At 40.2% G+C, this 13830-nt stretch carries 10 protein-coding genes; all 10 read left to right on the top strand.

Translation table 11 applies throughout. The annotated features are described in order from the left end of the window. The first annotated feature begins 230 nt into the window (after nucleotides 1-230). The 10 genes from ACHAL6_RS04130 to ACHAL6_RS04085 all read left to right on the top strand — a co-directional run bounded on the left by ACHAL6_RS04130 (nucleotide 231) and on the right by ACHAL6_RS04085 (nucleotide 13825). Nucleotides 231-2957, top strand: a complete 2727-nt coding sequence (locus tag ACHAL6_RS04130; RefSeq protein WP_395268966.1) for a bacterial Ig-like domain-containing protein — start codon at nucleotides 231-233, stop codon at nucleotides 2955-2957. 274 nt (nucleotides 2958-3231) lie between these two features. After that, nucleotides 3232-5595 carry a D-alanyl-D-alanine carboxypeptidase family protein gene (locus ACHAL6_RS04125; RefSeq protein WP_395268965.1) on the top strand — a complete coding sequence of 788 codons (2364 nt, stop codon included), beginning with the start codon at nucleotides 3232-3234 and terminating at the stop codon, nucleotides 5593-5595. Nucleotides 5596-6374: 779 nt separating this feature from the next. Further along, a complete protein-coding gene (locus tag ACHAL6_RS04120) occupies nucleotides 6375-7070 on the top strand; it encodes a YveK family protein (protein ID WP_395268964.1) in 696 nt (231 codons plus the stop codon). 42 nt (nucleotides 7071-7112) lie between these two features. Further along, nucleotides 7113-8993, top strand: coding sequence for a polysaccharide biosynthesis protein (locus ACHAL6_RS04115; RefSeq protein WP_395268979.1), 1881 nt, complete (start codon nucleotides 7113-7115; stop codon nucleotides 8991-8993). Between the two features lie 135 nt (nucleotides 8994-9128). Then, the gene (locus ACHAL6_RS04110; protein WP_395268963.1) at nucleotides 9129-9464 is read left to right on the top strand and encodes a Flp family type IVb pilin; all 336 of its coding nucleotides are present in this window, start codon (nucleotides 9129-9131) and stop codon (nucleotides 9462-9464) included. Nucleotides 9465-9866: 402 nt separating this feature from the next. Continuing rightward, nucleotides 9867-10268: a DUF6680 family protein gene (locus ACHAL6_RS04105; RefSeq protein WP_395268962.1), complete on the top strand. Its 402-nt coding sequence runs from the start codon at nucleotides 9867-9869 to the stop codon at nucleotides 10266-10268. 14 nt (nucleotides 10269-10282) lie between these two features. Beyond that, complete coding sequence (locus tag ACHAL6_RS04100) at nucleotides 10283-11035, top strand: FRG domain-containing protein (protein WP_395268961.1); 753 nt, start codon at nucleotides 10283-10285, stop codon at nucleotides 11033-11035. A 17-nt stretch (nucleotides 11036-11052) separates the two neighbouring features. Further along, on the top strand, nucleotides 11053-11676 hold the full coding sequence (locus tag ACHAL6_RS04095; RefSeq protein WP_395268960.1) for a sugar transferase: 624 nt from the start codon (nucleotides 11053-11055) through the stop codon (nucleotides 11674-11676). Nucleotides 11677-11686: 10 nt separating this feature from the next. Further along, a complete protein-coding gene (locus ACHAL6_RS04090) occupies nucleotides 11687-12583 on the top strand; it encodes an NAD-dependent epimerase/dehydratase family protein (protein ID WP_395268959.1) in 897 nt (298 codons plus the stop codon). Nucleotides 12584-12610: 27 nt separating this feature from the next. Continuing rightward, nucleotides 12611-13825 (top strand): glycosyltransferase family 4 protein, encoded by a 1215-nt coding sequence (locus ACHAL6_RS04085; RefSeq protein WP_395268958.1) that lies wholly within the window; start codon nucleotides 12611-12613, stop codon nucleotides 13823-13825. Nucleotides 13826-13830: the final 5 nt, after the last annotated feature.

Here is a 13830-nt window from a genome sequence, read left to right as displayed (position 1 = left end):
ATAAAGCTATAATCGCTTTATCTTTTCTACACTATGTTCAATATTAATATAACGCCACTAGATCACTCTGGGACTTTGAAGAAAGGCTACATTATCAATAAGTGGTTATAAGCTGTGTGCTGATGAGATACACTTCTTACTGAAATGTGTGAATTTAGAAATATCAATTCCCATTAGGTGTATAAGTTGCTAAAATGGAAATATCAGTTTGATAAAAGGGGGACAAAGTATTGTATTCTAAGTTGACGAAGCGTATTTCAAGCATACTGATCCTATTGATCCTATCCATAAGCATTGTGATGCAGAACGGAGGTGGACATGTATTTGCAGATGAACTCATAGGACCTGTAGAGAAGAGACCTTTAGAGGTGAGGGAAAACCTCACAGAAGAGCTCTTTCAGGAAGGTTCCTTCACTGGGAATGTGGAAGCGGATGCCATTGCAGATGAGAATCTGGAAAAACATCTCAAGGACAACATGAGAATGTTCCAGTCTGAAATCAGTCTCACCGGCTATTCACTGCCAAGAGAAGAGTTCAGCAGCTTCTGGAAATCATTCATTAATACAAATCCCGACCTCTTCTATCTGTCGGGTTCGGTCAGTTACTCCATCGTGAATAATATGGTGGTGAAAATCTATCCAGGATATCGCTACACCAAGGCAGAGGGAGAAAGAAGGATCACAGAGTTTGAAAATGAGGTGGAAAAAGTAAGGGGAATCGTGAAACCTGGTATGTCCGACCTCGAAACCGCCCTTATCGTCCATGATTATCTGGTGAATCAGATCTCTTACGATTATGACAACTATCTTGCGGGGACAATACCTGGAGACTCCTATACCGCATATGGTGCCCTTGTGCTTGATAAGGCAGTATGCAACGGGTATGGACTTGCATATCTGCATCTCATGAAAAATGTATTTGACATTCCAACGCTGTATGTTGTCAGTGCTGAAATGAATCATGGCTGGAATATGGTCATGATTGACGGAGTCTACTATCATGTGGATGCGACCTGGGATGATCCTGTGCCGGATCAGCTTGGTTATACAGGCCATGATCATTTCCTGGTCAGTGACAGGAGAATCACAGAACTCAATCATAGAGGATGGAGTTCACCTGTAAGCGCCCCAAGCACAAAATACGACAACTACTTCTGGAAAGATGTCAGGACATCTTTTTCAATGATTCTTGATGAGTACTATTATGTGTCTCAGGATCAGAAAATAAGAGCATGGTCTCCTGAAAACAACACAACTAGGGATATCCGCACCATTACTAGTTCCTGGAGAGCGCAGAATGGCGGATATTATGCGGGCGCATTTCAGAAGCTTCAGACTGCGAGGGGGAGGCTTTTCTACAGTCAGCCCGATGGAATCTATTCTGTAGACAGAAATGGTTCCGACCTTAGAAAAGAATATGGCGCAGATCCCACGAAGGGGAATATCTACGGATTCAGGCTTTCAGGCAGTCAGATGGAATATGTCCAGTCCTTTGATCCTCGACTATCAGGAAAGGAACAAGTGATCCGTGTGGAGCTCAGTAGAGGTCCTGGGGTGACAGGCGTTGCTTTCAGAGAATCCCGTTATGAACTAAACACTGGAGAGACCATGGACCTTGTACTGGATTTCACGCCACTGAATGCAGAGAACAAGGACTATGTGGTTGAAATACAGAATCCTGCTGTTGTCGGTTTTGAAAATGGAAGACTTACGGGGAGAGAAATCGGGTCAACCGAAATTCTGATCAGAACGGTGGATGGGGATCATCGAGCCAGAACCACAGTAACAGTGACAGAAGCATACACAAGCATAGAGATTGGAAGCGTTCCAACCAATACGACGTATTATACGGGAGACCTTCTTGATCTGAGCGGGCTGGAGGTTTACGGCATTTTACCTGATGGAAGCAGAAAGGTTATTTCGGTCACCATGGAGCAGATCAGCGGATTTGACAGCAGCGCTCCTGTGGAGAATCAGGTTGTGTATGTGCATGTGGGTGGCAAAACCGCTGCTTTCACTGTAAATATCCTGCAGAGACAAGAAGCGGGACTGCTCTATAGAACCCACGTGCAATCCATTGGATGGCAGGACTTTGTTTCCGAGGGAGAAATGAGCGGAACAGAAGGAAGAGCGCTGAGACTGGAGGCTATTGAAATCACAGCAAATGGGGTTTCGGATCTTGGCATCCGGTACTCCACACACATAGAGCGGATCGGATGGCAGGATTACGTGTCAGATGGAGCGCTTAGTGGAACGGAAGGCAGAAAGCTGAGACTGGAAGCCATTAAAATGGAGCTGACTGGAGAAGAGAGCAGTCAATATGATCTCTATTACAGGGTACATGCAGAAAAATTCGGATGGATGGACTGGGCGAAGAACGGAAGTGCTGCAGGTACGGCAGGATTTGGTTACAGACTGGAAGCCATCGAAATCAGGCTGGTGGAGAAAGGGACCAATCCCGATCTTTCAGTAGAAGCGTCGTACCGGTCAAAAACAGACCCCAAGGATATCCTCTATAGAACCCATGTGCAGTCCGTGGGCTGGCAGGATTTTGTTTCCGATGGAGAGATGAGTGGAACCGAAGGCAGAAGGCTGAGACTGGAAGGCATTGAGATCCTTCTGGGGAATCATCTGCCTACGGGGTCGGTTGAATACAGTACCCATGTGCAGAAGCTGGGCTGGCTGGATCCTGTAAAGGATGGAGCCATGAGCGGAACGGAAGGCCAAGCCTTGCGGCTAGAGGCCATACGCATCAGCCTCAGTGGAGTGGTGTCCAACCATTACGACATCTACTATAGAGTTCATGCGGAGAAAGTAGGCTGGATGGGCTGGGCAAAGAACGGGGAAGATGCAGGCACAGCAGGATTTGCCTACAGACTGGAAGGCATTGAAATCAGGCTGGTAGAAAAAGGCGGACCTGCTCCAGGCAGTACCTCTGATCATTTCAGAGTGAAGTAAACAGAAGTAAAACGAATTTAGAAAATATGCGAGGCCATGAACTGAGAGTAGTTCATGGCCTCGTTTCATGCAGTAAGACAATTTACTGTTAATACTACTGGACTGCTATAGTCGCATAGAGGGTGGTTACGTATGCTATTTTACAGTTTTATGGATGAAATGAATGAATAATATACTCGGTTTCGCTTGAAATCATACTTTTTATTTGTAAAATATAAACAAAATACGTTTTTTATAATAAGATAGATATGAAATCATAGAGAGGAGTTTTTTTATGAGAAAAACCGCTATTTTAGTTCTATTTCTATATTTATGTTTCTCTGGTACCAGTATTGTTCATGGAAGCCCTGCGAATACGAAGTCTCAGGAGACAGATGCCTCTTCCGAAATGGACGACGTTTTGCATAATCCTGAAGCAGAAGAGCAGAAGGACCTGAAGAATGAGAAGGGTCCTGATGAAGTAAAAAACATGAAAGATATGAACAGTTCAGATGTGTCAGAGGCGCCAGGAGAACCAGATGAAACAAGTGAGAAAGAGCAGAATGATGAAGAAGCTATCGATATCGGACTCACCTACAGAACCCATCTGCAGAGCAAAGGATGGATTGGGTTTAAGGCGGCAGGCGAAGTCTCAGGATTTCCTGAAAGTGGGCTTAGAATGGAATCCGTAGAAATTGCAACCTCATCTGACATCGGATTGAGATACGGAGTTCATGTACAAGGCATGGGATGGCAAGGTGAAAGAAGATCTGGTGAGATAGCAGGAACCACAGGGGAAGCAAAGCGTATAGAAGCCATCTGGATCGATATGGATGAGAAGACCAAGGAAGCGTATGACATTCTCTACAGCGTCTTTGTGGAGGGGTTTGGATGGCTCGACTGGGCAAAGAACGGAGCGCGAACAGGATCCATGGGATTGGCAAGAAGGATGGAGTCCATAAGAATCAAACTTGTGCCGAAAGAGGAGGTGGCAGATTATAACGTGAGAAATCTGCTGCTGGAAGAGAAGGAAATTCACTATACCGCTCATATGGAGAAGCTTGGTTGGAGAAACAAACCTGAGAGTCAGTTTTACGCAAGAACCATAGGAGAATCTCTCAGGCTTGAAGCACTGAACTTTGAAAAAGCGATAGATGGTATTGAAATACTTCATACTTCCCATGTTTCGAAAATCGGATGGAGTGAGGAGCGGTCTTCCGCTTCCATTTGCGGTACGACAGGGATGGGGCTTTCCATGGAAGCCATAAAGCTTCGTCTTGAAGGCAGTGACTACTATGAGGTCTACTACCGTGTCCATGTGCAGAGTATAGGCTGGATGGGATGGACAGGAAATGGAAAAATGGCAGGAACTACAGGACTGGGTCTTCGTATTGAGGCCATCGAGATCAAAGTTCTGCCCAAAGGTTTAAATAAGATCAAAGTGGATGAGAAGCGTTCGAGTCTGGTGTCTGATCAGGTGGGAATCGAATACGGTGCTCATGTTCAGAGTTTCGGGTGGATGAAGGTGGTGTCTGATGGAAGTACTGCGGGCACCCTAGGCCTGGATAAGAGAATGGAAGGCTTCACAGCCTCTGTGAAGAATAATCCATGGCTTCAGGTCAGCTATTCAGCGCTTGTATCTGGCGAAGGATGGCAGAGCTCTGTAGTAGAGAAGCAGGTGGCGGGTACAACTGGACAAGGTGGCGCCATTGAAGCAGTACGGTTTGAACTGAAAGGAAGCCTTGCGAAATACTATGACATCCTCTATCGAGTCTATACGCCTGAAGCGGGATGGCTTGGCTGGAGCAGTAACGGCAGACCCAACGGAAGCAACGGATTCGAGCAGATCATAGAAGCTATGGAAGTTCTGATTCAGCCGAAGAAAATGAAATCAGAACATGAGATCACGAATCCCTTTCGAGAAAACCTGATTCCGGCGGCGAAAAAAGTTACGGCTTATTATACGACTGAAGCAAGTGCACTTTACAGTGCTGCGGGAAGTGATAGGATCCTCAGCAGCATTCCCAGGTCCGTATTTCTTTTCGGCCGTGTTAGAGACGGTTATTGGCTTGAGACAGAGTATAAGGGGATAAAGGGATACGTGCGCATGAGTCAGGTCTCAGGGCATCAGGTGACTGCGGCAGGAAGCACAATCATCGTGAACAAAGGACATGGACTTCCTTCTTCCTTTGCACCCGGAGTGAACCATGATGCGAATACTGCATTAAACAGCATGGTCAGAGCTGCCTCTTCCATAGGCATTCAGCTGAATGCGTATTCCGGATACAGAAGCTATACCTATCAGAGCACATTATTCAATCGATATGTGAGAAGAGATGGAAGGGCAGTTGCAGAAACCTATTCCATGAGACCGGGCTTCAGTGAACATCAGACAGGTCTTTCCTTTGATATCGGTGGAAGAGATTCTTCCATGTGGACCAGTTCCTCCTTTGGTAGAACGACCGAAGGAATCTGGTTAAGAGAAAATGCGCACAGATTCGGATTTATACTAAGATACCCCGATAAGAAGCTGCCTGTCACGGGAATCAAGTACGAACCCTGGCATTTCCGGTATGTCGGCGTGGAACTGGCGGAGGAGATCAGAAAGAGTGGTAAGACCTTGGATGAATATTTCGATGTGGTTTCCCCGACATATTGAGAGTAATTCCGGTTGGTTCTATAGTGATTAAATAAAATGATAGAAAGAGTGCATACAGATTCTGAGAATCCTGTATGCGCTCTTTCATTCTCTCATAATCACTAAAAATGTACTGATAGAACTATAAAGAATGTTATCTAAAGAATAGATTTAATATATTAAAAAAGGGATACAACAAACCTATAAACCGGTGATATCACGATGAAATGTTAAAGAATTATTCAGGTTTCTGAAATTCATAAATTCAATGAATACGAACGATTACATTGACTAATTCTGCAAATATAATGGCAGTTACTTTAAGTTTATTAAAAATACTCTGCTTTGATAAATAATTTATCTGGGATGTTATAATATAAAGGTATTATTTTTTTGTGTAAGTACGATTCTGATACACAATCTGATTAGATTTCATGCGATATATGTGGATGTAGAAAAGAGATATTCTGCTGAAAGTTGAGTCTTTTGGATACGATTTATATTGAAATGTAAACTTTAGTTTAAAGAAGTCGAATCATGAAACTAGTTATTACCCTAATACTTATATAGATTCTGTTTCTTTCTTATAATTTCTAAAGAAAATGAAGAAAAAGTTCTATTTACAGATATTCCCCAGTGTAATTTAATATGAGCTAAAGCTTTGCCTTCAACATTGCGAAGCATGTAGAAGGAAAGCGCTCAAATAGAATAGATAGTATGTTATACTGTTATCTTGAGAGCTGATTCATGGAAATGACATGAAGCAGCACAATATTTACTTTAATTAGAAGGAGCTAACAATGAACATGAATGAAGAAACAATAGATCTCAGTACCCTCTGGCAGATTATAAAGAAAAAACTCGGACTGATCATCATAGTAACGATTCTCATCACCATGACTGCAGGAATCTTTACTTTTTTCTTTGTGGAGCCGGAATACCGCTCTACGGTGGCGGTCTTCATCAGTGATGAAAGGTCAGGGACCTCTGCTACAGAAACCATCAATGACATCAACATGTATCAGAAGCTGGTAGACACCTATGCGGAGATTGCAAAGTCAAGAACCGTGTCAGAAGATGTCATAGCGAATCTGGAGCTGGATATGACTGTGGGAGACATTCAGAACATGATCACAACTTCTCCTAAGGGGAATACACAGTTTCTGAACCTCAGCGTCACATCAACGGACAGAGAGCTTGCTTACAACATGGCCAATCAGATGGCGAGAAGCCTGAAGGCTGTGAGCAGAGAACTGAGAGGAACGGATATCGTGCAGATTCTGGATCCTGCCAATGTGCCTGCAGGACCCTCCTCACCGAATATCAGGATGAACCTGGCCATCGGCTTTGTACTGGGTCTCATGCTTTCCGTATTCTTTGTATTTCTTCTGGAATTCCTGGATAAGACTGTAAAGGATCCAGAGTTCATCGCAAATGAGTTAAGACTTCCAGTTCTTGCAGCAATCCCTTATTCGGAAAACGAATCCTATAATTAAAAAGTAGAAAAGTAAGCTAAGGAGATGATCCCTTTGATATTAATGAAATTCAGACAGTATAAAAAAATAGTCATGTTTTTAAGTGATATAGGGATCGTTTTCCTTCTGTATTTTCTATCCTCATTATTGATTCATGATTTCCGTCTGCCTGGTGCTGATGGAAATGGATTCTACAGATATGTCTTTGTGATTTCGCTGATCTATGTATCAGTATTCTACTTCTTCAGGCTCTATGGAAGTCTCTGGACTGTGGCAGGCTATTATGACTACATGAACATCGTACTGGCCAATATTCTTTCCGGGTCCATCGCAGTGTTTTATGATCTTCTGATTCTGGATGAGAAACTCTCCTTGCCAGTGATTATCATTTCCAGTGGGGGAGTACTTCTTGGAACATTGGGTAACAGAATGTTCTTCAGAATCTATAGAAGGCTTCTCTATGAGAAGAAGAATATTAAAGGGAAAAACCAGTCTCGAAATAAGAATATCCTCATTGTTGGTGCAGGGGAAGCTGCGGCGCTCATCATCAAGGAAATCAGAAACCATCCGGAGCTTTCCATGCAGATTGTGGGACTGGTGGATGATTCAGACTATAAGCAGTACGCGAGAATCAGCGGACATAAGGTTCTAGGAAAAGTCCGAGACATACCGGAGATTGTCGGTGAGTGTGCAGTGGATGAGATTCTTCTTGCCATTCCCAGTGCTTCGCATGAAGAAAGAAGAGAGATTCTTGAAGTTGCGAAGAATACCCCTGCAAAGCTGAAGACCCTTCCTGGTGTCTATGAGATGGTGGATAAAGGACTAAATATCAAGTCCATCAGAGATGTAGAAATATCGGATCTATTAGGTAGAAAAGAGATTCATCTTAACAATGGAAAAATCTCTGAGTACATCGAAGGAAAGACCGTCCTTGTGACTGGTGGAGGAGGCTCCATTGGAAGTGAGCTTTCCAGACAGATCGCAAAGCTTAAACCAAAGCAGCTGATCATTGTGGACATCTATGAGAACAATGCTTACGCCATTGAGAATGAGCTGAAGAGAAATCACCCTAATCTGACCCTTCTGGTACTCATTGCCTCTGTAAGAGACAAGAAGAAGATTGACTGGATTTTTAAAACCTACCGTCCTGAGACAGTGTTTCATGCGGCAGCGCATAAGCATGTACCGCTCATGGAAACCAGTCCGGAGGAAGCCATTAAGAACAATGTTTTTGGAACACTGAATGTATCTGAATCCGCTCATAAGTATGAGGCGGAGAAGTTCATACTCATCTCCACAGATAAGGCAGTGAATCCCACGAACATCATGGGGGCTTCCAAAAGGCTCTGTGAGATGATAGTCCAGACTATGGACAGTACATCCAGTAAGACAGACTATGTGGCGGTAAGGTTTGGAAATGTACTAGGATCAAACGGTTCCGTGATTCCGCTTTTCAAGGAGCAGATCCGAAATGGTGGACCGGTCACCCTGACGCATAAGGATATCGTACGATACTTCATGACCATTCCGGAAGCGGTGCAGCTGGTGCTGCAGGCTGGTTCCTATGCCCAGGGAGGAGAAATCTTTGTGCTGGATATGGGCGAACCTGTGAAGATTTATGATCTGGCGGAAAATCTCATCAGACTTTCCGGTTATGAGCCTCATAAGGAGATCCAGATCAAGATTACGGGTCTTAGACCTGGTGAGAAGCTCTATGAGGAACTCCTCATGGCGGAAGAAGGTCTTGAAAGCACACCGAATGAGCTGATTTTTGTAGGAAGACCCAATGGTTTTGACAAAGGAAGTCTTAAGACGACCCTAGAGAAGCTGGAGGTTGACATTCATGATGAACGTATTTCAGGCGATCAGCTGAAAGAAATCATTCACGAGATTGTTCCCACCTATAAGCCGGACATAAGAAAAGAGTCACATTCCGTAATTTAAAAGATTGCTGCTATGCCTAAAGCATTAAACGCATGATGCACTGACTATTGAATATTAAAGCAGTTTCGTGTTGCTAAACTTGTATATTTTAAACTGTTATAGGATTTCTCATTTGTCTTAAAGGGGTGAAGTCTCATGAGAAAAATTATTGCGGACAGTCACGGTCAGGCAAAAGTTGAATATGGACTGATTCTGGCACTGGTGGCTGTGTCTGTAATGCTTGTAATAAGCAGTCCGAAATTCCGTTGTGCTTTAAAGAGCATCTACATTAGTACAGCATATCATTTGTATTTGGCAGGAGCTGATGCAGGGGATAGTGAGCAGTTATTTCAGCAGTTTATGATTGAAAATGGACTGGACTCATCAATATTTGATTACAATGACGGGAAAATTGACTGCAGTGATGCTCCAGGTAATAATGAGCCTGATCCTGAACCAGAACCTGATCCAGTTCCAGTTCCTTGGCTTTGATTGGATGAGAAGAACGACGTGAGTATGGTGAAAGGATTACAAGATATAGTAGGTCAAAAATATCGGACCACAATATGTAGTTTTACAAAATTTGATTTTGTAGTCTATAAAAAAGTCAGACTACAGTCTCAAAGCCAGTGAAATCAATGGTTTCAGTATTTTGTAGTCTATGTAGTCTGAGAAATCGCAAACTTTTATGTATTTAACGCCGATTCGACGTGAGTATGGTGAAAGGATAAAGAGGCTGTAAGTTAGTAATATCAAGGGTTTCAAGGGTTGCAGTATAAGGGTGAATGTTACAGAAGCATTACACGACTAAGCATCCAATCAAAGCATACATTTATGCAAGATTTAGTGCTGAATGAAGTGCCGCATACAACATATAGATTTGAGGTGTATGGAATGGATTTTTTAATAGTAATAATATCTTCATTAATATCGGGAATCTTGGGTGTGATAATATCCACTCTTTATTATAAAAAAGCTGAGCGTCGCAAAGAGAAGATGAATTTGATAATGCAATTATTTGGAAATCGGTATGACATAAATGGTGATAGATTTTCAGAAGCTTTAAATAGCATAGTAATTGTTTTTCATGATTCGGATGATGTGATTAAAAAGGTAAAAGCTCTTCATGATATAGCATCAGCTAATGCTTCGAATAAATCAGAAAAAATAAACTATGCTTTGATTGACTTATTTAAGGCTCTTGTTACTGATGTGAAGCTTGGAAATAAGGAGCTGAATGATAGTTTTATGCTCAATGTATTCAATAATAAGCAGAAAATTAATATCAAGAAATAAACTGGAGGCGTCATATGTTTTTAAAGACTGCTGAAGATGTAGTTCAAGTTTTTGAAAAACTAAATAATGAATCAAATTTTTTCAGAGGTTATAAGGATTACGATTACCATATGAAGCCTTCATTAGGTCGTGGTGATTATATTGAGTTCGAGATTTTACATAGTTATTACAACTCAAATAAACAAAAAATTGAGTTTAATACTTTTGTAGATGTTATAGAGCATGCTCAACATTATGGAGAAAAGACGAGGCTGTTAGATTGGACGTCAAGTCCTTGGGTTGCGTTATACTTTGCAAATTTTAATTGCAGAAATAATGAGGAACTAACTTATTTAGCTGTTTTAAATTCTGAAATACCAAGTTATGTAGAGGTTCCGGATTTACCAATCACATTATCATTAATCGATGAATTTACTTTGGGAGAGCTTGATCAATTTACACTTGATGAATTGGATAAATTTATGATAGAAGGCAACACAAAATATTTATCTAACATTAAATTTAAAGCTTTATATGACAACTTTATTGAAAGTTTACCAAAGGACAAATATTTGGTAAATAGATATAGCGATGAACAATCAAATTCAAGAAAAAAATCACAAAAAGGTCTTTTCACTTTCCATAAAGACCCAAAGGCTCCGATGGGAAAGAAAGATTTTGATCTGTATACACTTGAATTACCAAAAGAGGAAAAAGTTAAATTGCTCGATATAATTTCTGAGAAATATGGTGTTAATGGAATCACATTAGGTTTTGGCGTTAATTAAAGGCAGGAGGAACTAACATGGTTTATTTAAAAATCAAAAGATTAATAGATATCATACTTTCAACACTCGGACTTATTATTTTATCTCCTGTTTTTTTAGTACTCATAATAGCGATTAAACTAGACTCTCCAGGCCCGGTGCTGTTCAAACAAAAACGTGTCGGAATCCACAAGAGTCATTTTCATATATTGAAGTTTCGTACCATGAGAATTGATACGCCGAAGGACACGCCAACTCATCTATTAGAGAATCCTGATCAGTGGATCACAAAAGTTGGTAAATTTTTAAGAAAGACAAGCCTAGATGAACTACCACAGATTATCAATATCTTTAAAGGTGAGATGAGCATTATCGGTCCGAGGCCAGCTCTTTGGAATCAGTATGATTTGATTGAAGAAAGGGACAAATATGGTGCCAATGACGTGCCTGTAGGTCTTACAGGCTGGGCGCAGATTAATGGTAGAGATGAGTTGGAGATAGAAGTCAAGGCTAAACTAGATGGAGAATACGTTGAGAAGATAGGATTCTGGATGGATGTTAGATGCTTCTTTGGAACGATATTTAGTGTCCTGAGAAGTGATGGTGTAGTTGAAGGTGGGACTGGAACAAAGAAAGCTGATAAAGAGTCAGTGAAACATTAGGGGTGAGCAGATGTTATTAGTGACAGGGATTACAGGACATACAGGCAGATATTTCTTGCAAGAACTTATTGATCATAAATATGAAGGACCAATCCGCTGCATAGTTAGGGAAACATCTGACACTTCAATGTTAGATAACAGCGGATTAAATATTGAGAAAGTTTATGGAGATCTAAATGATCAAGAATTTATGAATGAATGTGCTAAAAACGTTGATTCAATTATGCATATTGCAGGGATTCAAAACAGTTTAAATGTAGTTGTTGCAGCTAATTTAAACAAGGTTAAAAATGCTGCGTTAGTACATACGACTGGAATATATTCTAAGTACAAATCTGCTTCAGAAATCTATCAATATATCGAAGAAGAGATAAAGTTATTAACTAAAAAAAGTGATCATAAGCTTAATATAATTATTTTAAGACCTACGATGATATATGGTGACTTGTGTGATTTAAATATGAGTAAATTTATAAAAATGGTTGATAGATTAAGATTATTTCCAGTGATAAATGGAGGTAGAGGTCTGATTCAGCCAGTTAACGCAAGAAGCTTAGGGCAAGCTTATTTTCTTGTTTTAAAGCATTTATCAAAGGCTACAGAAAAAGAGTATATTATTTCTGGTGAAAAACCAATAAGTATGAAAGAAGCATTTGAACTTATTAGTTTACACCTCAATAGAAAAACTTATTTCATAAGCGTTCCGCTTACGGTAGGAGTTGCATTTGCAATTATTTTAAAAGTAATTAGTGTAGGGAAAATTGATTATGTAGAAAAGGTTCAAAGAATGGCTGAAGATAGAAGTTTTAGCCATGAATTAGCACGAAAAGATTTTGGGTACAAGCCAATTGCTTTTAAAGAAGGTATTGGTATTGAAGTGAAACAGTACTTGGAAAAGAAGAAATAACGCTATATAGCTGAAGGAGCTTTAAATATGAAAATGCTATTTATTACAACAGAAGGATTTGATACTCCTGGACCTAACAATCAAATGGCGATGACGATGATAAATGATTTTTTAGAAGAAGGCTTTGAAGTTCATTTAGTACAAAGCCGACGAAAAAAAATAAACCCTGATATACCCGATTTGATAAAAGATAAACCGGGTTTTTCTTGTGACGTAGTGGATCGAAAAGTCATTGATAAGTCCAGATTTGTTAATAGATACATCGATGAAATGAAATATGCCTTTCAGAGCTTTACATACTGGAGAAAAGTCAAAGATGCAGATGTGATATTTTTACAATCTTGTCCAACGGTTGTATATCAACTTTTACTTCTGAAAATATTCAGTGAAAAACCTATTGTTTATAACATATATGATATATTTCCAGGCCATGCGTATGACATTGGCGTAATGAAAAGTAAAACTTTATACGAAATCTTACGATTAATACAAAAAATCTCTTATAAATTGAGTACCGTAATAACTGTGCTGTCTGAGGACATGAAGCGAAAAGTTGTTGAACAAGGAGTAAATCCTTCTAAAGTCAGGGTTGTACCAGCTTGGTATGATGATAGGGCAGTTAAAGAAATTAGCGATGATGAAAACAGGTTTATTAAAAAGTATAAAATACCAACAAATAAATTTATAGTTCAATTTGCTGGTACAATCGGTTATGTGTTTAATTATAAAGCTATACTCGAAGCCGCGGAATATTTAACAGATTATAAAGATATAGTATTTCATATGATAGGAGACGGAAATGTAAAAGAAAAGTTTATAACGGAAGCTAAAAAAAGAAAACTTAGTAATATAGAGTTTTACCCTCTCCAACCTATTGAAATAGTTCCAGACGTATATAGCGCATGTTCAGTTTGTATAATACCCTTAAATAAGGGTGTAATTGGTAATGGAGTCCCAAGTAAAGCACCATTATTAATGGCCTGTAGGCGAGTAATTGTTAATTCAGTCGAGAAAGACTCTGAGTATTTTAGAATGTTCAATGCAAATGATATTGGTATATCTGTATCTAATGATGATCATAAAACTCTAGCTAAAGCAATCTTGGACTTATACAATAATTCAGAAAAGTTAAAAACAATGGCAGATAATGCCAAAATATTTGGGGCAGAGAATTATTCTAGTACTCAAAATACTCGAAAGCTCATTGAACTATTTTATGAATTCATAAATGATAATTACTAAAAGGA

It is taken from the genome of Proteiniclasticum sp. C24MP (assembly GCF_043951855.1).
In the GTDB taxonomy this organism is placed as follows: domain Bacteria; phylum Bacillota; class Clostridia; order Clostridiales; family Clostridiaceae; genus Proteiniclasticum.
Note: the sequence above shows the minus strand (reverse complement) of the source record. Positions and strands in the feature narration are given on the sequence as shown.

Excerpts from the sequence above, each read along its gene's own strand:
- ACHAL6_RS04125 (WP_395268965.1), top strand. The coding sequence starts at position 3,232 with ATGAGAAAAACCGCTATTTTAGTTCTATTTCTATATTTATGTTTCTCT.
- ACHAL6_RS04120 (WP_395268964.1), top strand. The coding sequence starts at position 6,375 with ATGAACATGAATGAAGAAACAATAGATCTCAGTACCCTCTGGCAGATT.
- ACHAL6_RS04115 (WP_395268979.1), top strand. The coding sequence starts at position 7,113 with ATGAAATTCAGACAGTATAAAAAAATAGTCATGTTTTTAAGTGATATA.
- ACHAL6_RS04110 (WP_395268963.1), top strand. The coding sequence starts at position 9,129 with ATGAGAAAAATTATTGCGGACAGTCACGGTCAGGCAAAAGTTGAATAT.
- ACHAL6_RS04105 (WP_395268962.1), top strand. The coding sequence starts at position 9,867 with ATGGATTTTTTAATAGTAATAATATCTTCATTAATATCGGGAATCTTG.
- ACHAL6_RS04100 (WP_395268961.1), top strand. The coding sequence starts at position 10,283 with ATGTTTTTAAAGACTGCTGAAGATGTAGTTCAAGTTTTTGAAAAACTA.
- ACHAL6_RS04095 (WP_395268960.1), top strand. The coding sequence starts at position 11,053 with ATGGTTTATTTAAAAATCAAAAGATTAATAGATATCATACTTTCAACA.
- ACHAL6_RS04090 (WP_395268959.1), top strand. The coding sequence starts at position 11,687 with ATGTTATTAGTGACAGGGATTACAGGACATACAGGCAGATATTTCTTG.
- ACHAL6_RS04085 (WP_395268958.1), top strand. The coding sequence starts at position 12,611 with ATGAAAATGCTATTTATTACAACAGAAGGATTTGATACTCCTGGACCT.